Annotated in this window: 21 protein-coding genes; 6 read left to right on the top strand and 15 right to left on the bottom strand. The window is 67.4% G+C overall.

Features of this window, described 5'->3' with window-relative positions:
• Positions 1–16: 16 nt before the first annotated feature.
• The 15 genes from ACOEQ1_RS10985 to tpiA form a co-directional block, all read right to left on the bottom strand.
• Positions 17–1648, bottom strand: coding sequence for a CTP synthase (locus ACOEQ1_RS10985; RefSeq protein ID WP_419759288.1), 1632 nt, complete (start codon positions 1646–1648; stop codon positions 17–19).
• 73 nt (positions 1649–1721) lie between these two features.
• Entirely contained in the window at positions 1722–2090 is a 369-nt protein-coding gene (gene secG, locus ACOEQ1_RS10980) for a preprotein translocase subunit SecG (protein ID WP_419759287.1), read from the bottom strand.
• An 89-nt stretch (positions 2091–2179) separates the two neighbouring features.
• Positions 2180–2593, bottom strand: coding sequence for an RNA polymerase-binding protein DksA (gene dksA / locus ACOEQ1_RS10975; RefSeq protein ID WP_419760681.1), 414 nt, complete (start codon positions 2591–2593; stop codon positions 2180–2182).
• 173 nt (positions 2594–2766) lie between these two features.
• Positions 2767–3735 carry a carbohydrate kinase family protein gene (locus ACOEQ1_RS10970; protein ID WP_419759286.1) on the bottom strand — a complete coding sequence of 323 codons (969 nt, stop codon included), beginning with the start codon at positions 3733–3735 and terminating at the stop codon, positions 2767–2769.
• A gap of 68 nt (positions 3736–3803) precedes the next feature.
• Positions 3804–4751 (bottom strand): 2-hydroxyacid dehydrogenase, encoded by a 948-nt coding sequence (locus ACOEQ1_RS10965; RefSeq protein WP_419759285.1) that lies wholly within the window; start codon positions 4749–4751, stop codon positions 3804–3806.
• Between the two features lie 6 nt (positions 4752–4757).
• A complete protein-coding gene (locus ACOEQ1_RS10960) occupies positions 4758–5663 on the bottom strand; it encodes a glycosyltransferase (RefSeq protein ID WP_419759284.1) in 906 nt (301 codons plus the stop codon).
• Positions 5664–5677: 14 nt separating this feature from the next.
• Positions 5678–6019, bottom strand: a complete 342-nt coding sequence (gene grxD / locus ACOEQ1_RS10955) for a Grx4 family monothiol glutaredoxin (RefSeq protein WP_419759283.1) — start codon at positions 6017–6019, stop codon at positions 5678–5680.
• Between the two features lie 10 nt (positions 6020–6029).
• Positions 6030–6263 (bottom strand): BolA family protein, encoded by a 234-nt coding sequence (locus tag ACOEQ1_RS10950; RefSeq protein ID WP_419759282.1) that lies wholly within the window; start codon positions 6261–6263, stop codon positions 6030–6032.
• 25 nt (positions 6264–6288) lie between these two features.
• The gene (gene purL / locus ACOEQ1_RS10945; RefSeq protein ID WP_419759281.1) at positions 6289–8478 is read right to left on the bottom strand and encodes a phosphoribosylformylglycinamidine synthase subunit PurL; all 2190 of its coding nucleotides are present in this window, start codon (positions 8476–8478) and stop codon (positions 6289–6291) included.
• Complete coding sequence (gene purQ, locus ACOEQ1_RS10940; protein WP_419760680.1) at positions 8475–9170, bottom strand: phosphoribosylformylglycinamidine synthase subunit PurQ; 696 nt, start codon at positions 9168–9170, stop codon at positions 8475–8477. The genes purL and purQ overlap by 4 nt, the downstream gene beginning before the upstream one ends.
• Before the next feature lie 16 nt (positions 9171–9186).
• Positions 9187–9330, bottom strand: coding sequence for a hypothetical protein (locus tag ACOEQ1_RS10935; protein ID WP_419759280.1), 144 nt, complete (start codon positions 9328–9330; stop codon positions 9187–9189).
• A gap of 18 nt (positions 9331–9348) precedes the next feature.
• Positions 9349–11805, bottom strand: a complete 2457-nt coding sequence (locus tag ACOEQ1_RS10930; RefSeq protein ID WP_419759279.1) for a putative bifunctional diguanylate cyclase/phosphodiesterase — start codon at positions 11803–11805, stop codon at positions 9349–9351.
• Positions 11806–11911: 106 nt separating this feature from the next.
• On the bottom strand, positions 11912–12151 hold the full coding sequence (gene purS, locus ACOEQ1_RS10925) for a phosphoribosylformylglycinamidine synthase subunit PurS (protein WP_419759278.1): 240 nt from the start codon (positions 12149–12151) through the stop codon (positions 11912–11914).
• Complete coding sequence (purC, locus tag ACOEQ1_RS10920) at positions 12148–12912, bottom strand: phosphoribosylaminoimidazolesuccinocarboxamide synthase (protein WP_419759277.1); 765 nt, start codon at positions 12910–12912, stop codon at positions 12148–12150. Before purC ends, purS begins: the two co-directional genes overlap by 4 nt.
• 203 nt (positions 12913–13115) lie before the next feature.
• Positions 13116–13841, bottom strand: a complete 726-nt coding sequence (tpiA, locus tag ACOEQ1_RS10915) for a triose-phosphate isomerase (RefSeq protein ID WP_419759276.1) — start codon at positions 13839–13841, stop codon at positions 13116–13118.
• Positions 13842–13971: 130 nt separating this feature from the next.
• Here tpiA and ACOEQ1_RS10910 point away from each other — a divergent pair, with 130 nt between their 5' ends.
• The 6 genes from ACOEQ1_RS10910 (at position 13972) to ACOEQ1_RS10885 (ending at position 22153) form a co-directional block, all read left to right on the top strand.
• Positions 13972–15879: a peptidylprolyl isomerase gene (locus ACOEQ1_RS10910; protein ID WP_419759275.1), complete on the top strand. Its 1908-nt coding sequence runs from the start codon at positions 13972–13974 to the stop codon at positions 15877–15879.
• Positions 15880–15907: 28 nt separating this feature from the next.
• The gene (gene trpE / locus ACOEQ1_RS10905; protein WP_419759274.1) at positions 15908–17428 is read left to right on the top strand and encodes an anthranilate synthase component I; all 1521 of its coding nucleotides are present in this window, start codon (positions 15908–15910) and stop codon (positions 17426–17428) included.
• A 198-nt stretch (positions 17429–17626) separates the two neighbouring features.
• A complete protein-coding gene (locus tag ACOEQ1_RS10900) occupies positions 17627–18436 on the top strand; it encodes a transglutaminase-like domain-containing protein (protein ID WP_419759273.1) in 810 nt (269 codons plus the stop codon).
• An 87-nt stretch (positions 18437–18523) separates the two neighbouring features.
• Entirely contained in the window at positions 18524–19630 is a 1107-nt protein-coding gene (locus tag ACOEQ1_RS10895) for a GlxA family transcriptional regulator (RefSeq protein WP_419759272.1), read from the top strand.
• A 40-nt stretch (positions 19631–19670) separates the two neighbouring features.
• Positions 19671–21014, top strand: coding sequence for an aromatic ring-hydroxylating oxygenase subunit alpha (locus ACOEQ1_RS10890; RefSeq protein ID WP_419759271.1), 1344 nt, complete (start codon positions 19671–19673; stop codon positions 21012–21014).
• Positions 21014–22153 (top strand): 2Fe-2S iron-sulfur cluster-binding protein, encoded by a 1140-nt coding sequence (locus ACOEQ1_RS10885; RefSeq protein WP_419759270.1) that lies wholly within the window; start codon positions 21014–21016, stop codon positions 22151–22153. Before ACOEQ1_RS10890 ends, ACOEQ1_RS10885 begins: the two co-directional genes overlap by 1 nt.
• Position 22154 lies beyond the last annotated feature (1 nt).

Here is a 22154-nt window from a genome sequence, read left to right as displayed (position 1 = left end):
TTTTTGGAAATGGTTCCTACACCAGTCGCGCCTGGCGCACGCAGGCGCCGATGAAGCCGCGAAACAGCGGGTGAGGCTCGAACGGCTTCGACTTCAGCTCCGGATGATACTGAACGCCGATGAACCACGGATGGTCGGGGTATTCGATGATCTCCGGCAGAATGCCGTCCGGCGACAAACCCGAGAAGCGCAACCCGGTCCGCTCCAGCGCCTCCCGGTAATGGATGTTGACCTCGTAGCGGTGGCGGTGGCGCTCCTCGATGGATGGCGCGCCGCCGTATACCTCGCGGACAAGGGACCCGGCGGTGAGGCTCGCCGGATAGGCGCCGAGCCGCATCGTGCCGCCGAGATCGCCGCCGGCTTCCCGGCGCACCAGTTCGTTGCCCTGCGCCCACTCCGTGAGCAGGCCGACGACCGGCGTCTCGCAGGGGCCGAACTCGGTCGAGGAGGCCAGCGGCAGCCCGGCGAGGTTCCGCGCCGCCTCGATCACCGCCATCTGCATGCCGAAGCAGATGCCGAAGAAGGGCAGGCGGCGCTCGCGGGCGAAACGGACGGCTTCGATCTTGCCCTCGCTGCCACGCTCGCCGAAGCCGCCGGGGACCAGAATGCCATCCACATTCTCGAGCCTCTGCACCGTATCCGGTTGCTCGAAGACCTGGGCATCCACCCATTCCAGCCGCACCCGTACGCGGTGGCTGATGCCGCCATGGGCCAGCGCCTCGGCCAGCGACTTATAGCTGTCGAGCAGGTTGGTGTATTTGCCGACCACTGCGACCCGCACCTCGCCCTCGGGCTGGCGGATGGCGGACATGATCCGGTCCCAGCGCCGCATGTCGGGTTCGGGCTCGGTCGGCAGCCCGAAATGGCGCAGCACCTCGCGGTCCATGCCCTCGGCGTGGTAGCGCGCGGGCACCGCATAGATGCTGTCCACGTCGAGCGCGGGAATGACTGCCTCGGGGCGGACGTTGCAGAACAGCGCGATCTTGCGGCGCTCGTTCTCGGGGATGGGGCGGTCGCAGCGGCAGAGCAGCATCTGCGGCTGGATGCCGACGTTGAGCAGCTCCTTGACCGAATGCTGGGTCGGCTTGGTCTTCAACTCGCCGGCCGAAGCGATGTAGGGCACCAGAGTGAGGTGCACGAACATCGAGCGGGCAGGCGTCAGTTCGTTGCCAAGCTGACGGATGGCCTCGAGGAACGGCAGGCTCTCGATGTCGCCGACCGTGCCGCCGATCTCGATGAGGACAAAGTCGAGCCCCTCGGTCTGGTTGAGCACCATGTCCTTGATGGCGTCGGTGATGTGCGGAATGACCTGGACGGTGCCGCCGAGATAGTCGCCGCGGCGCTCGCGGGCGATGACCTCGGAGTAGATGCGCCCGGTGGTCGCGTTGTCGGCCTTCGTCGCATGGACGCCGGTGAAGCGCTCGTAGTGGCCGAGGTCGAGGTCGGTTTCGGCGCCGTCGTCGGTCACGAAGACCTCGCCGTGCTGATAGGGGCTCATCGTCCCCGGATCGACATTGAGGTAGGGATCGAGCTTGCGGAGTCGCACGGAGTAGCCGCGGGCCTGGAGCAGCGCGCCCAGCGCGGCGGCGGCGATTCCTTTGCCCAGAGAGGACACCACGCCGCCCGTCACGAAGATGAATCGCGTCATGGGCGTTCCTCATACAGGGTCATGCCCGTCCGGGGGAACCCCGAACAGGTGATTTGGCTGGTCGGCAAAGGGTTCAAGGCGTGGCGGGGACGGCGGGCTTGGCCGGCGCTGCAGGACCTGCGGGCGCGGGTGCGTGAGCGCCCAGTGGCGTCGTCGTTGCGGGCGCGGTCGTGGAAAGCGGCGGCGCGTCGAAGATGGCGCCGGCGCTGGTCGTTGTGTTCCGCGTCATCAGCGCGAGGAGAAGCGACAGCGCGAGGAACACGGTGGCCAGAATGGCGGTGGTGCGGGTGAGGAGGTTGGCGGTTCCGCGCCCGGTCATGAAGCTGCCCATGCCTTGTCCGCCGCCGATGCCGAGGCCGCCGCCTTCGCTGCGCTGGATCAGGACGACGCCGATCAGTGCCAGCGTGACGAGGACATGGATGACGAGCAGGACGGTGAACATGCGCAGCCTTTATGCAGGGCCGGAGTGAGGATGGCCCGCGCGCCTTCTACCGAAGGCGCGCCCGGATGCAAAGCGCAGCAGGCCTGCGCTCAGTCGTCCCGGTGAACGCGCTCCATCCGCTCGTGGCGCTCCTGCGCCTCGATGGAAAGGGTCGCAATCGGCCGCGCCTCCAGCCGCCGCAACCCGATGGGCTCGCCGGTGTCCTCGCAAAAGCCGTAGGTGCCGTTCTCGACGCGTTGCAGCGCCTGATCGATCTTGGAGATCAGCTTGCGCGCCCGGTCCCGCGTGCGTAGCTCCAGCGCGCGGTCGGTCTCGACGCTCGCCCGGTCGGTGATGTCGGCTTCCATGATGCCGCCCTCCGAGAGGCTGAGCAGGGTGCCATTCGCCTCCCTCAGCAATTCATCCTGCCAGCGGAGGAGTTTGCGGCGGAAATACTCCACCTGGAGAGGGTTCATGAACTCTTCGTCCTCGCTCGGACGGTAGTCTTGAGGCAGCGTAATCATCATGCGGCAAGGCTCTCCGCTAACTCGCTCTGACCCCGGATGGGCGCCAGTCGGTGGCGCCGGTCGGGGCGATCGGCCCGGCTTATAGCGTCACGTCCGGAAGACGCCAAGCGGATTGCAACAAGTTCAAATGGCTGCAACGAACGGTCATATTGACAGCCGGATCAACACCGCTACTGGAACGTTTTCGTCAAGAACGCCGCAACCTCATCCCGCGTCGGCATCGCATCCATGCCGCCCGGCGCGGTCGCGGTGATCGCCCCGGCGGCGCAGGCAAAACGGCCGATCTCCGCCAGGTTGTTGGCCGAGAGGTTCATGTCCCCGTCGGGCAGACCCGTGTCGAGCAGGCCGGTGAGGAACGCCGCCATGAAGCTGTCTCCGCAGCCCGTGGTGTCGACGACCTTCACCGCGACGCCCGGTACGCTCACATTCGCCGAGCGCGTGAGGATGGCGGCGCCTTCAGCCCCCCGCGTGACGGCAACCACCTTCAGCTCCTCGTGCCAGATTGCGTCCAGCGCCGCCGTGGTGTCGGCGATGCCCGTGATGATCCGAAGCTCGTCCTCGCCGATCTTGAGGATATTGGCGACCGCCACCACCTCGCGGGCCGCCGCGATCATCGCCTCCCGGCTGCCCCAGAGAAGCGGCCGCAGATTGGGATCGACCGAGATCAGGATGCCTGCCGCCTGGGCCACGGCCATGGCATGCCGCTGCGCGCTTGCCGACACCGGGCTCGCCAGCACGAGGCTGTTGACGTGCAGGATGCGCGCGCCCCGGATGAGATCGGCGCGCACTTCGTCCGGCGCGTAGTTCACGTCGGCGCAGTCCTGCCGGTAGAACAGGAAGTCGCGGTCGCCGTGGGCGTCGAGGGTCACCACGGCGACGCCGGTCAGGTGCTCGGGCGACACCACGATGGCCTCCACGGATGCGCCCGAGGCGGCGATAGTGGCAGTGAGCAGGCGCCCGAAAGCGTCATCGCCGACTTTGCTGAGCATGGCGACGGAGCGCCCGAGCTTGGCGAGCCCGACGGCGGCGTTGCCCGGCGCTCCACCCGGTTTGGCGGCGAAGTTCAGCGCGCCGGGCGGGGCCGGCAGCGGCACCATGTCGATGAGCAGCTCGCCCAGCGAGACGACATCATAGGCCATGCGGTTCCATCCCCTTCGCGTATTGCCGCGTTATTGTCATGAACCGGGGATGGCGGCCAAGGGCATCCTCAGTAGCCCCGTGCCCGATCCACCTCGTGCAGCAGCGGCAGGCCGGCACGGTCGCGGCGGATGTTCTCGGCGATCGCGGGCACTGCCGTCCGCGGCTGGGTCAGCGCGGCGATATGCGGCACCACCGTGATCCGATCATGCGCCCAGAAGGGATGCCCGGCCGGAAGCGGCTCGACGGCGAACACATCGAGCGTCGCGCCCGCGATCTGGCCCAGGTCCAGCGCCGCCAGCAGATCCGCCTCCACGAGGTGCCCGCCGCGCCCGACATTGATGACGTAGCCGCCGCGCGGCATGGCTGCGAAGGCCTCGGCATTCAAAATGCCGGCCGTCTCCGGCGTGAGCGGCAGGAGGCAGACGACGATCTCGGTGCGGGCGAAGAAGCGCGGCAACGCCTCGGGTCCCACAAAGCCCGTCAGGCCTGCGACCATCGGGCGGGGCGTGCGCGACCAGACCGCCACGTCGAAGCCCAGGCGGGCGAGAACCTCCGCGCAGTGCGCGCCCAACTGGCCATAGCCGAGGATGCCGACCTTGCGGTCCTGCGCCACGGGTGGCCGCCTAGCCTCCCAAAGCCGTGCCCGCTGGTTTGCCGCCACCTGCGGCATCTCGCGATGGTAGTGCAGCACCTGCATCAGCACGAACTCGGCCATGCCTGCGCCCAGGGATGGATCGACCATGCGGATCAGCGGCGTGTCGCGGGGTATCTCGGGGTTTGCCAGCAGGCTCTCCACCCCTGCGCCGAGCGAGAAGATGACCCTCAGGCGCGTCAGGCGGGGGAACAGGCCGGCAGGCGGATGCCAGACGAAGGCGTAGTCGACTTCCGCCGCATCGCCGATCTCCGGCCACAGACGGATCTCGATCTCCGGCAGGAGGCGGGCAAACTCCGGAACCCAGATGTCGGAGGGCACGGTCGGGCAGGCAAACAGAAGGATGGGCCTGTCACCCCGCATCGGCGATCACCTCCCTTTAGCGAAAGCCAGCGCCAGGACGGCAAGGCGTTGCGGGCGAGGGCGGCCCCAGACGCCGCGCCAGAGCAGCGGCCGCGCACTGGCAGGATCGCCGCGCCGAAGCATCTCGCGGCCGAGCGTCCAGGCCAGTTCAAGCTCCGACTGGCGCAGCAGCCGGGCAAACAGCGGTCGGCCCAGCCGATGCGCGATGGCCGCGTTTGCCGCGACCGCCGCCAAGGCGGGACGGTAAGCCTCCATGCGCGTCGCAGCGCCATGCATGAGGCTGCCGGTCCGGCGGCGGACGAACAACAGGGGCGGCCCGTCCACAGCCAGAAACGGCCCCTGCAGCGCCAGCCGCAGCCAGAACTCCCAGTCCTCGGCAAAGGTGAGATTTTCGCAGAAGGGTCCCGCTGCCGCCCAAGCTGCGGTTCGGATGAGAACATGGCCGCCGTTGACGAAGAGATTGCCCAGCATGAGCGACGTGAGCAGGTCGCGCGTAATAGGCGCCGACCGCCGGTCCGGACGGCCGGGCGCCGCGGGGGTTGCCCCGGCCGCCACAAACGCGAAGGGTCCATGCGCCGCCACGGCCTCGGCATCCTGGACGAGCGCGGCCGTCAACCGCTCCAGCGCATCCGGCGCGAGCCAGTCGTCCCCATCCAGAAACAGCAGCGCATCAGCGCCAAAATCGTCGCGGGCGCCTCGGTTGCGGGCGCACGACACCCCACGCCCATCCTCGCCGATCAGCTGCAGGCGGTCGTCTTGGAATTCCGCGACAATGTCGCGTGTACCGTCCACTGAGCCGTCATCGACAACCGTCAGCGTCAGGTCCGCGTGTCCCTGCGACAGCACGGACTGGACGGCGTCGCCGATGAACGGCGCGACATCCCGGGCCGCGACAACAACCGCGACCCTCATTCAGATGTTGTTGGCTAGGCGGCGACCGAGTGGGTGATGCCGTGCTCGTTGAGCAGCGTCGACAACTCACCGGTCTGATACATCTCCGTCACGATATCGCACCCACCGACGAACTCGCCTTTGACATAAAGCTGTGGAACGGTCGGCCAGTTGGAAAACTTCTTGATCCCGTCGCGCAGCTCCATGTCCTCGAGAACATTTGCCGTCTTGAAGGGCACGTTCATGTGGCTGAGGATCTGCACCACGCGAGCGGAAAAGCCACACTGAGGGAACATGGCCGTCCCCTTCATGTAGAGCATCACCGGGTTCTCGGTGATATCCTTGGTGATACGCTCGGCGACGAGGTCTTGAGCCATGATTATCTCCTTATTCGGGCGCCGAAGTCTGCAGGGCGAGTGCATGAAGCTCCCCGCCCATACGTCCCTGTAACGCCGCGTAGATCATTTGATGTTGTTTCAGCCGGGACAAGCCGCGAAACTGTTCACTCACCACTGTAGCAGCATAGTGATCGCCGTCACCGGCCAAATCCTCGACCGTCACCCGCGCGTCAGGAATGGCGGCACGGATTAGGCTTTCGATCGCGCCGGCGGACATCGCCATGCCGTCTCTCTCCCAATTCCCAACGTCAGCCCATCCAGCTGGCGAAGAAGCGCTCATGCGCTTCCCGTAGCTCGTTCAGGGATATTGAAACTATCCCCGGGCATGTCAATTCATTCCCTCCGCTACGTCCGAGAAGCCGCGCGGGCACGCCCGCCGTCCGCGCCGCCGCCAGCAACCCGCTGGCGTCCGCCGCCGCGATCACGTAGCGGGACTGGTCCTCGCCGAACCAGAAGCCGGTGGCCGAAACGCCGTCCGGCGGCTCCTCGAGCGCACAGCCGACGTTCCCCGCCAGCGCCATCTCCGCCAGCGCCACGAGCAGCCCGCCATCGGACACGTCGTGGCAGGCGTGGATGCCGCCTTCCGCGATCTGGTGGCGGACAAAGTCGCCGTGGCGTCGCTCGGCGACAAGGTTGACCGGCGGGGGCGCGCCCTCCTCGCGGCCGGCGATCTCGCGCAGCCAGAGGGACTGGCCCAGCCAGCCCGTGGTCTCGCCGATCAGCACGAGGTCGAGCCGCGGGGCGAGGGCGATGCCGCGCGCGAGCCGCGCATCCTCGATCACGCCGAGACCGCCGATCGCCGGAGTGGGGAGGATCCCACGGCCTTCGGTCTCGTTGTAGAGGCTGACGTTGCCGGAGACGACGGGGAAGTCGAGCGCGTTGCAGGCCGCGGCCATGCCTTGGATCGCGGCGGCGAACTGGCCCATGATCTCGGGCTTCTCGGGGTTGCCGAAGTTCATGTTGTCGGTGATGGCGAGCGGCCGGGCGCCGGTCGCGGTGATGTTGCGCCACGCCTCTGCGACCGCCTGGCAGGCGCCCATCTTCGGGTCCGCCTGGCAGTAGCGCGGCGTGCAATCCGTGGTGAGCGCCAGCGCCCGCTGGGAGCCGTCGATCTTGACGATGGCGGCGTCCGCGGCACCGGGCCGCTTGACGGTCTGGCCGCCGACGACGGCGTCATACTGGTTCCAGATCCAGGCGCGCGAGCAGAGGTCGGGGCTCGCGATCAGCTGCAACAGCGCGCGGTCGACCGGCATCGGGCTCTCGATGGCCGCATGGTCCAGCGGTTCGGGGGGCACCGGCCACTGGACGGGGCGGCGATAGAGCGGCGCCTCGTCCGACAGCGGCTGGAGGGCGATGTCCGCCTCCAGCACGCCCTGGTGGCGGATGACGATGCGGCCGGTATCGGTAATCCGTCCGATGACGGCGAAGTCGAGGTCCCACTTGTCGAAGATGGCGCGGGCGAGGTCCTCGGCGCCGGGACGCAGCACCATGAGCATCCGCTCCTGGCTCTCCGACAGCATCATCTCGTAGGCGGTCATGCCCGTTTCGCGCTGGGGCACGGCGTCGAGGTCGAGTTCGATGCCGACATTGCCCTTGCCCGCCATCTCTACCGCCGAGCTGGTGAGGCCGGCGGCGCCCATGTCCTGGATGCCGACGATCGCGTCGGTGGCCATCAGTTCGAGACAGGCCTCGATGAGCAGCTTCTCGGTGAAGGGATCGCCGACCTGCACGGTCGGGCGCTTCTCCTCGGAGTTCGCGTCGAACTCGGCGCTCGCCATGGTCGCGCCGTGGATGCCGTCGCGCCCGGTCTTGGAGCCGACATAGACGACGGGGTTGCCGATGCCCGCCGCGGCTGAGAGGAAAATGCGGTCTTTCTGAGCGATCCCGACCGTCATCGCATTGACCAGCGGGTTGCCGTCATAGGCCGCGTGGAAGTTCACCTCGCCGCCGACCGTCGGCACGCCGACACAGTTGCCGTAGCCGCCGATGCCGCGCACCACGCCATCGACCACACGCTTGGTGCGCGGGTTCTCGGGGCGGCCGAAGCGCAGCGCGTTGAGGTTCGCGATCGGTCGCGCACCCATCGTGAACACGTCACGCAGGATGCCGCCGACGCCGGTGGCGGCGCCCTGGTAGGGCTCGATGAAGCTCGGGTGGTTGTGGCTCTCCATCTTGAAGATGGCGGTGAGCCCGTCGCCGATATCGACGACGCCGGCATTCTCGCCCGGGCCATGCACTACCCAGTCGGCCTTGGTAGGAAGCTCCTTCAGCCAGACCCGGGAGGATTTGTAGGAGCAGTGCTCCGACCACATGACGCTGAAGATGCCGAGTTCGGTGAGGCTCGGCACGCGGCCCATGATGGCGAGGACGCGCCCATACTCCTCGGCGTTGAGCCCAAATTCGCGGGCGAGTTTCTCGTCGACGGAACGGCCACTCATGCTGCCAGCGCCTCGACCAGCCCCTGGAACATCGGCGCGCCGTCCTCGCCGCCCATCAGCGCGTCCACGTAGTCTTCGGGGTGGGGCATGAGCCCCATGATACGGCGATCGGCCGAGGTGATGCCCGCGATGGAGCGCGCGCTGCCGTTGGGGTTGGCGTCCGGCCCGATCTCGCCGCCGGCACGGCAGTAGCGGAAGGCGACGTGGCCTTCGCCTTCCAGCCGGTCGAGCGTGTCCGCGTCCGCCACGTAGTTGCCGTCGCCATGCGCGAGCACCACCCGGATCACCTGGCCCTCGGCGTAATTGCGGGTGAAGACGGTGTCGGTTCGCTCGACACGGAGATGATGGTCCTGGGCGAGAAACCGCAACCCCGCGTTGCGGAGCAGCGCGCCCGGGAGGAGCCCGGCCTCGGTGAGGATCTGAAAGCCGTTGCAGACGCCGAGCACGTAGCCGCCTCCAGCCGCGAAATCCTGGACTGCGCGCATGACGGGGGACTGGGCGGCCATGGCGCCGCAGCGCAGGTAATCGCCGTGGCTGAAGCCGCCGGGCAGCACGACGAGGTCGAGCGGCGGCAGTGTCGCGTCCTTGTGCCAGATCATGACCGGCGCCTGGCCGCCGCTGGCGCGGGTGAGCGCGATCGCCATGTCGCGTTCCCGGTTGGTGCCGGGAAAGATAACGATGCCGGCCCGCATACTCATGTCAGAGGACTCATGTCAGTGCACACACAGGGTAGAGCGCCACGCAAGCAGTAGCGTTCACGTCGGTGGATAGCACCTGTTCATCGGCAAGGCACCCCTCGGGGGCGACGACGGTGCGATGCGGTGGCGCCGTGGAGCCCGGCTTCAGCGGCATGACGGCCGCCGAACCGCGCTAGGTCAGCGAATGAGCCAGCGGAAGGGCGGCCGCGTCGCTTGCGACAGACATTCGCAAATCAGCCCCAGGACGGCAGGACGCCCGCAGGAAGGTCGTCGCACGCTCGGCATCCACCGGCTTCAGGAAAAAGTAGCCCTGACCCCGCGTGCAGTTCCACTGGCTCAGCATCTCGGCCTGCTCGGCGGTCTCGATACCCTCGCCGGTGACATCGAGGTTGAGCGACTGCGCGAGCGACAGGATCGCCTGCACGATCGCGCTGTCCTCGCGGACGCTGCCGATGCCCTTCACGAAGGACTGGTCTATCTTGAGGACATCCAACGGCAGGCGCTTCAGATAGGCGAGGGACGAGTAGCCGGTGCCGAAATCGTCCACCGCGAGTTTTACCCCGATCTTTTTCAGCTTGCCCATCATCGCGATGGTCCACTCGACATCGTCCATGATCACGCCCTCGGTGATCTCCAGTTTGAGGCAACTGGGCGGCAACCCGGTCCGGCGCAGCACCTCTGCCACTTCGAGATCGAGGTTGAGCTGCTGAAACTCCCGCGGCGAAATATTGACGCTGATGGCGATCGGCGGATCGATCGGCAGGGTCTTCGCCCATTCGGCCGCCTGACGACAGGCATTTTCGAGCACCCAGCGGCCGAGCGGTATGATCAGGCCCATCTCCTCCGCGACCGGGATGAATTCGCCGGGCGACACCAGCCCGCGCACGGGATGCTGCCAGCGGACCAGCGCCTCGGCCTCCACGATCCGGCCCGAAGCCATGTCGACGATGGGCTGGTAGTGGAGGCGGAACTCATCGCGCTCCAGCGCGTGGCGCAGATCCTCTCCGAGATCCAGCCGTGCGAGGCTGTCGCGGTGCATGCTCGGGTCGAACACGACGAGCTGGCCCTTGCCGCTGGCCTTCGCGCGATACATGGCGACGTCCGCGTTGCGCAGCATAGACTCCGCAGTGTCACGGTCGGGGTAGCCCAAGGCCAGGCCTATGCTGGCAGTGACCACCACGTCCCGCCCGTCAAGTGGGAATGGGCAGAGGAACTGCCTGGCGATGTGTTCCGCCACGTCGGCGGCATCCGCCTCGCTGACCAGCTTGTCGATCAGCACCACGAATTCGTCTCCGCCAAGGCGGGCCACCGTATCCTCGGCACGCCCGCAGGCCAGCAGCCTCGCAGCCGCCTTGATCAGCAGATCGTCGCCTACGGTGTGACCGAGGCTGTCGTTGATGAGCTTGAAGTTGTCGAGGTCGATGAACAACAGGGCGATCGCGCGCCGGTGCCGCGTGGCACGGACCAGCGCCTGTTCGAGGCGGTCATGCAGCAAAAGGCGGTTGGGCAGGCCGGTCAGCGCATCGAAGAAGGCGCGCTGCGTCATCTGCGTTTCGAAAGCCTTGCGGGCCTCGATGTCGCGGGCCGTCATGACGATGCCTGCGACCGCCGGTTCCTGCATGAGGTTGGTCAGGATGAGTTCCACCTGACGCCAGGACCCATCCTGGAGGAGCGCCCGGCCCTCCATGTTGCCGGCCGCGCCCTCGCTCAGCGTTATCAGGTGCCACAACTCCTCGAACACGGTCCGGTCGTCCGGGTGGATCAGGTCCGCGACCGGCAGGCCGAGGAGACGATCGTCGGCGTAACCCCAGAGCTGAGCGGCGGTCGTGCCCCAGTAGGTAATGATCCCTTCGGCGCTGCTGACGAAAACCACGTCCAACGAGTTCTGCATCAGCGCGGACGAACGCCGCTCACTCCGCGCCAGGGCGGCGGCTTCGCGAGCCGCACCTTGCCGGTCGCGTCGTCCCTTGGCCCATATCAACAGCAGCACGGCGGAGACCAGCGTCACGTCGATGCCGAGCACCAGGGGTGTCGCGATCAGGACGTCCCGCTGGATTTGCCGCTCGCGGTCGTCGAAGACAGCCTCCCGGTCTAGCGCGGCCAGCGTCGCCATCCAGATGCCAGCCTTGAGCCGGTCCAGCAGAAGGGCGCCTGGAACAGGCCCGATACCGCCCGCCGGTGGAATGCTGGGCGCCAGGGCGCCCGCAACTTCCGCCCGATATTGCTCCTCGATGACCTCCAACGCCTTGATGGCGCGGGCCGGGGCAGGTTCGGCCAGCGCGCGAGCCAGCTCGAGGTCGACTGCCACCTCCTGCGCTTGCCGGAGGGTCCGCAGGCGGAGAGCGGGACTGGGCGCCACTGTGAATGAGAGCCGCAACAACTCCTGCTGGACGGCAGAGTAGCGGGCTTCCTCCAGCAGATCCGGAAGCCCGGCTGCCTCTGCGGCCAAAACTCCCGCCTGATACCCGGAGATCGCCGCCCAGAGCGCGAACATCGATGGCCCGAGCAGAGCAGCCCCGAGAATGATCGGCACCAGACGATTATATTTCAGAGCCCCGCGTGCCGTGTGGACGCCGGCCCCGACTAGACGCTGAACGCCGTCGAGTGAACTCTGCAGAGGATGTGACACGCTGACACCGATTCCGATTACGCATCCTTTAACCGGAAGTGTCTTAATTCGATCTTACGAACCTCAGAAAACGGTCTTGCCGCCGGGGTTCGTCCGTTGGAGCGCGCTACACCACCTCGACGCGGAAACTCTCGATGACTGTGTTGGCGAGCAACTTGGACGCCATTGCCTCGGCGCTCGCGCGTGCCCGGGCCGCGTCCGTCTCGGCGAGATCAAGCTCGATGACCTTGCCGGCGCGAACCTCACCCACGCCCGCGAAACCGAGCGTTTCCAGCGCGTGGCCGATGGCGCGGCCCTGCGGATCGAGCACGCCCGGCTTCAGCATGACGGTGACGATCGCCTTCATTGCATGATCTCCGGCCCCTTGAGGTCTCGCATCCCGGCCTCGGGCAGGATGCCGAGCCGCTTGGCCACCTCCTGATAGGCCTCCTCGACCTTGCCGAGGTCGCGGCGGAAGCGGTCCTTGTCCATCTTCTCGTTAGTCTTCGTGTCCCACAGGCGGCAGTTGTCCGGGCTGATCTCGTCGGCCAACACAATCCGCATCTCCTCGTTCTCCCAGAGCCGGCCGAACTCCAGCTTGAAGTCGACGAGGGTGATGCCGACGCCGAGGAACAGGCCGGTCAGGAAGTCGTTGATCCGGAGGGTGAGGGAGACGATGTCGTCCATGTCCGCGGGCGCCGCCCAGCCGAAGGCGGTGATGTGCTCCTCGGCCACCATCGGGTCGTTCAGCCCGTCGTTTTTGTAATAATACTCGATGATCGAGCGTGGCAGGCGGGTGCCCTCCGGGATGCCGAGCCGCGTCGAGATGCTGCCGGCGGCGACATTGCGGACCACGACTTCCAGCGGGATGATCTCGACCTCGCGGATGAGCTGCTCGCGCATGTTCAGACGCCGGACGAAATGGGTGGGGACGCCGATCTCGCCGAGGCGGAGCATCAGGAACTCGCTGATGCGGTTGTTGAGCACGCCTTTGCCGGTGATGACGCCCTTCTTCTGGGCGTTGAAGGCGGTGGCATCGTCCTTGAAGTACTGCACGAGGGTGCCGGGTTCCGGCCCTTCGAAGAGGATCTTCGCTTTTCCCTCATAGAGCTGTCTGCGGCGGGCCATGGCGCGATCCTTGGGTATCTCTGCGGGCACGAGGCCACGCGGCAACTCGCCAGGGAGGCGCCAGGAGGCTTACGTGTTGCGGTGCGCTATAGCAGCGGCGACCGGTTGTAGGTAGGGCGGATCGTCAGCGGTCAGCTACCCCGGCGCATTCGTGGGCTGCGCGACGGAGCCTGAACGGCCTTGGCCGGGCTGCCCTACCACGATCAGGCGGCGGCGATGATCCTCAGGAAGTCGTCGGCGACAAGGCTGGCGCCGCCCACCAGCGCGCCGCCGACCTCGGGCACCGCAAGTATCTCCGCCGCGTTCCCCGGCTTCACCGAGCCGCCATACAATATCCGTGTGCCTGCGCCCTCCGGCTGGAGCCGCACCAGCTCGGCCCGGATGAAGGCGTGCATTCCCCTGATGTCCGCGACAGTCGGCACCTTCCCCGTGCCGATGGCCCAGATCGGCTCGTAGGCGACGACGCCCGCGAACTCCGCGCCCAGGCTGCCCGCCAACTGCCCGCCAACCACCGCTTCCTGCTGACCCGCCGCGCGCTGCGCACCGGTCTCGCCCACGCAGACGATCGGGATGAGCCCGGCCGCGACCGCGGCCTTGACCTTCGCGGCGACCATGGCGTCAGTTTCGCCCTGGTCGGCCCGGCGCTCCGAATGGCCAAGGATGACGTAGCGAGCCCCGAGGTCTCGCAGCATGGTCGCCGAAATCTCTCCGGTGTGGGGGCCGAGGGGCGCCGGATAGAAGTTCTGGCCGCCGACGGCCACGCCGCTGCCCTCCAGGATGGCGGCAACAGCCGCGATCTGCGTGAAGGGCGGGCAGACGAGCACCTCCGCGGAAAGATCGCCGAGCCCGGCCCTGATCCCGCGGGCGAGGGCGGCGGAGTCCTCCGTCAGCCCGTGCATCTTCCAGTTGCCGGCGATCAGTGGGCGCATCATCCCTCCCATGTGGCTCTGAAGCAGCCCGCAGTTAGCTGCCTCGCCTTAATCGGATAGGCGGCAACTGGCAAACGGCCAACGGTCTGCTAAGTGTGCGCCCCTTCATTGATCAGGTTGTACTCGCCCGATGCTCGCTCTGCTCCGAAGCTCGCTCAACACCTGGCCCGTCCGCATCTTCTTCATTCTGCTGATCGCGGCATTTGGGCTCTGGGGCATCGGCAACGTCCTGCCCGACATCCTGGGGAGCGACAATTCCGCCGCCCGCGTTGGCGGGGTCGCCATCAGCCCGCAGGACGTGCAGACCGCGTTCCGTCAGCAGATGCAGCAGGCGGCGCAGCAGCTCGGCAGCCCGGACCAGATCACGCCCCAGATGCGGCTGATGCTCGCCGAGCAGTCCGCGGCCCGCCTGGTGGCGCAGACGGCAACCGACCAGATGGCCAACCGCATGGACCTGGCCGCGCCCGATGCCGATGTCCGCCGCGAGGTCTTCGCCATGGACGCCTTCCAGAACCAGAACCACCAGTTCAGCCGCACCCAGTTCGACCAGCTGCTGCAGGCGAACGGCCTCAGCGAGACCGAGTTCCTGCACCTCATGCAGGCGCAGATCATCCGCAACCAGCTGCTGGATTCGGTCCGCGCCGCCGCCACCGCGCCCGCCGTGATGGTGAAGACGGTCTATGCATTCGAGAACCAGACCCGCATCGCCGACCTGGTGCAGCTGCCCTTCGCGGCCGCCGCGGCGCCAAGCCCGCCCGCCGACGCCGTGCTGCACCGCTGGTACAGCAACCACCCCACGGAGTTCAGCGCCCCCGAATATCGCCGCATCACCCTGGTGATCCTCAGCCCCGACGTTCTGGCGCGGGATATGCCCGTCCCCGAGGCCGATATCCGCGCGGCCTATGACCGCATGGTCGCCAACTCGCCGGCGCTGCCGGAGAAGCGCACGGTCGAGGTGGTGGTGGCGCAGGACCAGGCCGCGGCCCAGGCCCTCGCTCGCCAATGGACGGGCGGCGCCGATTGGGGCGCCATCCAGAAAGCCGCGACGGCTGCGGGCGCGACGGCGCTGCTGCTGCCGAACATCACCGCCTCCGAACTGCCGAGCGCCGCCTTGGCCCAGGCCGCCTTCAAGGCGCCCGCCAATACGGTGACCGGGCCGATCGCCAACGGCGCGGGTGGTTGGGCCGTGCTGGACGTGACCGCCGTCACGCCCGGCGGCGCGGCGCAGACCTTTGCCCAGGCAGCGCCCGCGCTGCGCCAGCAAATCGCGCGGCAACGCGCGATCGCCCTCGTCAACCAGCGCGTCGATGCGCTGCAGGACGCGCTGGCCGGACGGACGCCCCTGGAACGTCTGCCGGGCAACCTCGGGCTGGCGGCTCTGGAAGGCTCGATCGACAGCAACGGCCTCACCGAGCAGGGCCAGCCGGCGCCCATTCCCGGCACGCCGGCGCTGCATCAGGCGGTCGTCGCCCAGGCCTTCAAGCAGGCCGTCGGACAGCCGGCAGCACTCATCAATGGTCCCGACAACAGCTACTTCGCGCTGACCGTGGACGGCATCACCCCCGCCACGACCAAGGCCTATGCCGACGTGCAGCCGCAGGTGCTCGCCTCCTGGACGGCGGCGCAGATGCAGCGGACACAGGAGATGACGGCGACCAACATGCTGCAGGCGCTGAAGGGCGGCCGCACGCTGCAAGGGGTCGCCGAGCCGCTCGGCCTGCAGGTGACGACAACGCCGCCGCTGACCCGTAGCGGTCAGGCGCCCGCCGGGGTGCCGGCGAACCTCATCGCTCCGCTGTTCAGCCTCAAGCAGGGAGAGAGCACGATGATCGAGACGCCGAATGGCTTCGTCGTCGCTCAGCTCGCGCAGATCCAGACACCGAACCCGGATGCCGATCCCGTCGGCTATCAGCAGCTGAAGGCGTCGCTGAGCGGCAACCTGGCGGACGACATGCAGGCGGTGTTCGCCGGGGTGGTGACGGCGCGGGCCAATCCGCGCATCAATCAGGCCGTCATCCAGCAGATCGCCCAACCCTGATCTTGAACCACTGAAGGACAACCGACCGATGATCGCCGACGGACCCGACAGCCGCTTCCGCGCCGCTTACGAGGCAGGACAGGGCGCGCTGGTCTGGCGCGACAGCCCGGCCGACCTCGAAACGCCGGTCGGCGCCTTCCTCAAGGTGGCGCACGGCCAGCCCTTCTCGTTCCTGCTGGAAAGCATCGAGGGCGGGGCGTCACGCGGACGCTACTCGATCATCGGCATGGCGCCAGACCTCATCTGGCGCTGCGAGCGCGGCCGCGCCGCCATCAACGCCGATGCCCTGACCACGCCCGATGCCTTTGTCCCGGAAGAGGCGTTGCCGCTGGACAGCCTGCGCGCGCTGCTCGCCCGCAACCGGCTCGACCTGCCGCCGGGCCTGCCGCCGATGGCCGGTGGCCTCGTCGGCTACCTCGGCTACGACATGGTGCGGCTGATGGAGCGGCTGCCCGAGAAGAACACGGACGCGCTCGGCGTGCCCGAGGCGATCCTCATCCGCCCGACCGTCTTCGTGATCTTCGACAACGTGCGCGACATGCTGACGCTCGCGGCGCCTGCCTATCCCACCGAGGGGATCTCGGCCGAGGCCGCGCACGAGAGCGCAGTCGCGCGGCTGGATGCGGTGGAGAGCGCCATGATGCAGCCGCTGCCCCTGCCAGCGGCGGCGATCGAGCCGATCAGCCTCGGCGAGCCGCAGTCGAACATGCCGAAAGGCTACTTCCTGGAGATGGTCGAGCGGATGAAGGAGTACATCGCCGCGGGCGACGCCTTCCAGGTGGTGCCGAGCCAGCGCTTCTCGGTGCCGTTCCCGCTGCCGCCCTTCGCACTCTATCGCGCGCTGCGGCGGATCAACCCCGCGCCCTTCCTGTTCTTCCTCGACTTCGGCGGCTTCGCGGTCGTCGGCAGCAGCCCGGAAATCCTCGTTCGCCTGCGCGACGGACTGGTGACGATCCGTCCCCTGGCCGGCACCCGGCCACGCAACGCCGACCCCGCCGAGGATGCGAGGCTGGAAGCGGAACTGCTCGCCGACCCCAAGGAACGGGCGGAGCATCTCATGCTGCTCGATCTCGGGCGCAACGACGTCGGACGCGTCTCGGAACTGGGGAGCGTGAAGGTGCTGGAGAGTTTCGCCATCGAGCGGTTCAGCCACGTCATGCACATCTCGTCGACCGTGCAGGGCAAGTTGCGCCCGGGGCTGACGGCGCTGGACGCGCTGGCGGCGGGATTTCCGGCGGGCACGCTCTCCGGCGCGCCGAAGGTGCGGGCGATGCAGATCATCGAGGAGCTGGAGCCGACGCGGCGCGGCATCTATGGCGGCTGCATCGGATATTTCGCGCCGGATGGCACGATGGACACCTGCATCGGGCTGCGGACCGCCGTAGTGAAGGACGGCGTGATGCATGTGCAGGCGGGTGGGGGCGTGGTCGCCGACAGCGTGCCGGAGCTGGAATACGAGGAGAGCCGGCACAAGGCGCGCGCCCTGTTCCGCGCGGCGGAGGAGGCGGTGCGGTTTGCCGCCGCGCCCAAACGCAACCGGCTGAGCTAAACCGCTCGGAACGCGAAGGCACCTTTGCCCGGATCTTGCATTCGCTGAGGGCGGACCGCCGCAACGCCGCGGGGGTCCGTGCCTGATCGTCAGAATGCCGGTTTACTTGGCCGGAACGAAGGCGATAATCCGGCTCTGCCCGGACATTATTGGGAACCAGGCGGCGCCGACCCCCGCCCGACACGGAAAGAGAGCTCCATGCTTATCAGGATCGGCTACGAAATTTCCTTCCAGGTGCCGCAGCCGACGCCGATGGTCCTGATGCTGAACACGCGCCCGGAGCGGGCAGCCGATCTGCTGGCGCCGGATTACATCCACTCCAACCCTTCGCTGCCCATCCACCAGTACTACGACCTCTTCGGCAACCTGTGCAGCCGCGTGATGGTGCCGCCGGGCGAGACGACCTTCCACGCCAACACGGTCATCCGCGATCCCGGAGTGCTGGACGATTACAATCCCGACGCCATTCAGCATGCGGTCGAGGACCTGCCGCCCGACACGCTCGTCTATCTCCTCGGCAGCCGATACTGCGAGACCGAGAAGCTGCTCGACTTCGCATGGTCGCAATTCGGGCACCTGCCGGATGGCTGGGCAAAGGTCGCGGCGATCGTCGAGTGGACGCACAACCATATCACCTTCAACTACCAGGCGGCGCGGAGCACGCGGACCGCGTACGAGGGCTGGCAGGAGGGCACCGGCGTCTGCCGCGACTTCGCGCATCTGGCGCTCACGCTGTGCCGCTGCATGAACATTCCGGCGCGCTACTGCACCGGCTATCTCGGCGATATCGGCGTCCCGCCCGATACCGCGCCGATGGACTTCAGCGGCTGGTTCCAGGCGTTCCTCGGCGGCCGCTGGTACACGTTCGACGCGCGGCACAACAAGCGCCGCATCGGCCGCATTCTCATCGCGATCGGCCGCGACGCGGCGGACGTCGCCATCTCGACGATCTTCGGGCCGAGCATTCTCAAGACCTTTATCGTCATCACGCAGGAGGAGCAGGGCTGACGCCCTCTCACTGATGCAACGCGAGGACACGGGAGAGGAGGGGCGGATACCGCTTCGCGAAACGGTCCCGGAACGGTAATAGAACCAATGGTCGCTGATCTCTACCGGGGCAAACTGGCTGAAGACGGCAAGATGGCCGGGCTGCGAGCCCGTCCGCCGCTCTCCGTGGGCTTCATCCTGGCGGACAACTTCACCCTCTCGGCGTTTTCGCTCTTCATCGACTTCCTGCGCCTCGCCGCCGACGAGGGCGACCGCAGCCGCCGCATCCTCTGCCGCTGGACCATCATGTCCAGCCGTCAGATCGCGGTGCGGGCCAGCTGCGGCGTCAACATCACGCGGGACAGCGGCTTCCTCGACCCGAAGAACTTCGACTACATCGTGGTCGTCGGCGGCCTGCTTCACGCCGGGCCGCAGATCGACGACGAGACGAACGCCTACCTCGCCGCCGCCGCGCGCGACGGCGTGACGCTCGTCGGCCTCTGCACCGGCGGTTTCATCCTATGCCGCGCCGGGCTCATGAAGGGCCGGCGCGTCTGCGTGAGCTGGTATTGCTACCAGGATTTTCTGTCCGAGTTCCCCGACCACCGCGTCATCGCGGACCGCATGTTCTTCGTCGACGGGAACCGCATCACCTGCTCGGGGGGCGCCGGGACAGCCGATCTCGCGAGCTTCCTCATCGAACGGCATCTTGGCCGCGCCATTGCCCAGAAGGCGCGGCACATCCTGCTGCTGGACCGGGTGCGGTCGGGCAGCGAGGCGCAGCCGCACCCTCCCGCCGCCGACGAGGTCATCGGCGACGAACGCGTCCGCCGCGCGCTGCTGCTCATGGAGCAGCATGTCGCCGACCCGCTGCCGATCGCCACGCTGGCCGCGCGGCTCTCCATTTCGCCGCGCCAGCTCGAGCGCCTGTTCCAGAGCGTGATGGGGGTGCGTCCGGCGCAGCATTACCGGCTGCTGCGGCTGCGCTACGCGCGCTGGCTGCTCGACCATACGGACCTTTCGATCACCGAGATCGCGCTCGATGCCGGGTTCGCCGACTGCGCGCATTTCTCGCGCAAGTTCAAGGCGCTGCACGGCTTTACGCCGACGGATGCGCGGGCGCGCGAACGAGCCGTGGTGGCGGACCACATGCCCGGGCTGCCGACCATTCCCCCGCCGGACGCCCATCTGGCAGCGATGCGGATATTCGAGTAGCGCGCGGGAGCCGGATTCAGGCAAAGCCGGTGTCGCATCCGTGCCACGTCCGGCGGACGCCGCCGCAGAGGATGCGGCCACGCGGCAGAAGGAGATCGAGGCCATGACAACCTTGGGACGAACCGGCCTGAGTGAGGGAACGGTCGCCGCGCTGCGTTCGCTGATCGCGCGGCGCCAGCCGGGCTACAGCCTTGAGGCTCCTTTCTATACCAGCGAAGAGGTCTTCGCGGCGGATATGGAGATCATCTTCGGCCGCCACTGGATCTATGCCTGCGTCGAACCCGAAGTGCCGGAGCCCGGCGACTACGTCACCGTCTCACTCGGCCGCCACTCCGTCGTCATCCTGCGCGACGACGACATGGGCCTGCGCGCCTACCACAATGTCTGCCGCCATCGCGGAGCAAAACTCGTGCACGAGGAGAGCGGCGCGGTCGGCAACATCGTCTGCCGCTACCACCAGTGGACCTACAACCTTGAAGGCCGCCTCATCTACGCCGAGCATATGGGCGCCGATTTCGACACCAGCTGCTTCGGGCTGAAGCCGGTCCATGTCCGCTCCATCGCCGGGCTCGTCTTCATCTGCCTCGCGGCCGATGCGCCCGCCGATATCGACGCGATGGACGCCGCAATGACGCCCTATCTCGCGCCGCACGACCTGCGGAACTGCAAGATCGCCGCCTCCAACGACCTCATCGAGCGGGGCAACTGGAAGCTCACGATGGAGAACAACCGGGAGTGTTATCATTGCTCCGGCAACCACCCGGAGCTGACCATCCCGCTGTTCGCCTACGGCTTCGGCTTCGCACCCGGCCAGATGGACGAGGTCGAACTGCAACAGGCGGCGCGCTACGAGGACCTCGTGGTGCAGTCCACGGCGCGCTGGGAGAGTTGCGGCATCCCCTCGTCCGAGCTCGACCACCTCGACGACCGCATCACCGGCTTCCGTACGCAGCGCCTGCCGATCGACCAATCGGGCGAAAGCCAGACTCTCGATACGCGCGTGGCGTCTAAGCGGCTGCTCGGGCAGCTCACCGACAGCAAGCTCGGCGGCCTCTCCTTCTGGACGCAGCCCAACTCCTGGCACCATTTCATGAGCGACCACATCGTGACCTTCACGGCGATCCCGATCGATGCCGAGTCAACATTGGTGCGGACCAAGTGGCTGGTTCACAAGGATGCGCGCGAGGGGATCGACTACGATGTCGAGAACCTCACCGGCGTCTGGAACGCCACCAATGCCCAGGACGCGGCCCTGGTGGAGATGGCGCAGGCGGGGGCCCGCACCCCGGCCTACGAGCCGGGACCCTATTCGCCCTACACCGAGATGCTGGTCGAGAAGTTCGCCAAATGGTACCTCGGGCGCCTGTCGGCTGGTTTAACCTGATGTCGGCCTCCCCTACGGCGGACGAAGCGCGCATCCTCTCGGCCCGGCGGCTGGGAGTGGCGACGGAACTCGATGACCGCCTGCCGGAGTGGAACGCCGAGGAGGACGATGTGCTCGTCTGCCGCGCCGTGCGCCAGGAAACGCATGACGTGAAGACCTTCGTGTTTTCCGGGCGGGCGCCGCGGCGCCACAGCTACAAGCCGGGGCAATTCATCACGCTCGACCTCGTCATCAACGGACAGGCGATCAACCGCTGCTACACGCTGTCCTCGTCACCGACGCGGCCGCATCTCATCGCGGTCACGACGAAACGATTCGCGGGCGGGATCGTCAGCCCCTGGATGCATGAGACCATCAAGCCGGGCGTCGAGATCCGGGCGATGGGGCCGATGGGCGAGTTCAACTGCGTTGATCACGCATCGCCGAATGGCAAATATCTGCTTCTGTCCGCCGGGAGCGGCATCACGCCGCTGATGTCGATGGCGCGAAGCTTTCATGATCTCGCGCTGGAGACGGACGTGCTGTTCCTGCACAGCGCGCGGAGCCCGGCGGACATCATCTTCCGTGACGAGCAGGCGCTCATGGCGCGCTCGACCGGCTTCCGCTCGGTGCCGATCTGCGAGGGTGACAGCCCGACCGAGAGCTGGACCGGCCTGCGTGGGCGGCTCAGCCTGCCGATGCTGGAACTCGCGGCGCCCGACTTCCGGGAGCGGGAGGTCTTCGCCTGCGGTCCGGCGCCATACATGGCCGGCGTGCGGGCGATGCTGGCAAGCGCCGGTTTCGATATGTCCCGCTATCACGAGGAGAGTTTCAAGTTCGAGGATCTGGCGCCGGTGGATGCGGCGGTGTCGCCGCCCGCGAATACCGATGTCGTGCCAACCTACAAGGTCGAATTCACCCGCAGCCGCCGAACGATCGAGGTTTCGGCCGACACGCATGTGCTGGCGGCGGCGCGGGCGGCGGGGATGCGGCTGCCCTCGTCCTGCACGCGCGGATTATGCGGCACCTGCAAGAGCAAGCTGGTGTCCGGCGAAGTCTCGATGCAGCACCAGGGCGGCATCCGGCAGCGGGAGATCGACCAGGGCATGGTCCTCATCTGCTGCGCCAAGCCGTTGAGCGATCTGGTCATCGACCGATAGG

The organism is Acidisoma sp. (assembly GCF_965199065.1).
Classification (GTDB): Bacteria; Pseudomonadota; Alphaproteobacteria; order Acetobacterales; family Acetobacteraceae; genus Acidisoma.
Note: the sequence above shows the minus strand (reverse complement) of the source record. Positions and strands in the feature narration are given on the sequence as shown.

Excerpts from the sequence above, each read along its gene's own strand:
- purL (WP_419759281.1), bottom strand. The coding sequence starts at position 8,478 with ATGAGTGGCCGTTCCGTCGACGAGAAACTCGCCCGCGAATTTGGGCTC.
- grxD (WP_419759283.1), bottom strand. The coding sequence starts at position 6,019 with ATGGCTCAAGACCTCGTCGCCGAGCGTATCACCAAGGATATCACCGAG.
- ACOEQ1_RS10950 (WP_419759282.1), bottom strand. The coding sequence starts at position 6,263 with ATGGCGATGTCCGCCGGCGCGATCGAAAGCCTAATCCGTGCCGCCATT.
- secG (WP_419759287.1), bottom strand. The coding sequence starts at position 2,090 with ATGTTCACCGTCCTGCTCGTCATCCATGTCCTCGTCACGCTGGCACTG.
- ACOEQ1_RS10910 (WP_419759275.1), top strand. The coding sequence starts at position 13,972 with ATGCTCGCTCTGCTCCGAAGCTCGCTCAACACCTGGCCCGTCCGCATC.
- dksA (WP_419760681.1), bottom strand. The coding sequence starts at position 2,593 with ATGATTACGCTGCCTCAAGACTACCGTCCGAGCGAGGACGAAGAGTTC.
- ACOEQ1_RS10895 (WP_419759272.1), top strand. The coding sequence starts at position 18,524 with ATGGTCGCTGATCTCTACCGGGGCAAACTGGCTGAAGACGGCAAGATG.
- ACOEQ1_RS10935 (WP_419759280.1), bottom strand. The coding sequence starts at position 9,330 with ATGCCGCTGAAGCCGGGCTCCACGGCGCCACCGCATCGCACCGTCGTC.
- purC (WP_419759277.1), bottom strand. The coding sequence starts at position 12,912 with ATGGCCCGCCGCAGACAGCTCTATGAGGGAAAAGCGAAGATCCTCTTC.
- ACOEQ1_RS10900 (WP_419759273.1), top strand. The coding sequence starts at position 17,627 with ATGCTTATCAGGATCGGCTACGAAATTTCCTTCCAGGTGCCGCAGCCG.
- tpiA (WP_419759276.1), bottom strand. The coding sequence starts at position 13,841 with ATGCGCCCACTGATCGCCGGCAACTGGAAGATGCACGGGCTGACGGAG.
- trpE (WP_419759274.1), top strand. The coding sequence starts at position 15,908 with ATGATCGCCGACGGACCCGACAGCCGCTTCCGCGCCGCTTACGAGGCA.
- ACOEQ1_RS10965 (WP_419759285.1), bottom strand. The coding sequence starts at position 4,751 with ATGCGGGGTGACAGGCCCATCCTTCTGTTTGCCTGCCCGACCGTGCCC.
- purQ (WP_419760680.1), bottom strand. The coding sequence starts at position 9,170 with ATGCGGGCCGGCATCGTTATCTTTCCCGGCACCAACCGGGAACGCGAC.
- ACOEQ1_RS10960 (WP_419759284.1), bottom strand. The coding sequence starts at position 5,663 with ATGAGGGTCGCGGTTGTTGTCGCGGCCCGGGATGTCGCGCCGTTCATC.
- purS (WP_419759278.1), bottom strand. The coding sequence starts at position 12,151 with ATGAAGGCGATCGTCACCGTCATGCTGAAGCCGGGCGTGCTCGATCCG.
- ACOEQ1_RS10970 (WP_419759286.1), bottom strand. The coding sequence starts at position 3,735 with ATGGCCTATGATGTCGTCTCGCTGGGCGAGCTGCTCATCGACATGGTG.
- ACOEQ1_RS10885 (WP_419759270.1), top strand. The coding sequence starts at position 21,014 with ATGTCGGCCTCCCCTACGGCGGACGAAGCGCGCATCCTCTCGGCCCGG.
- ACOEQ1_RS10985 (WP_419759288.1), bottom strand. The coding sequence starts at position 1,648 with ATGACGCGATTCATCTTCGTGACGGGCGGCGTGGTGTCCTCTCTGGGC.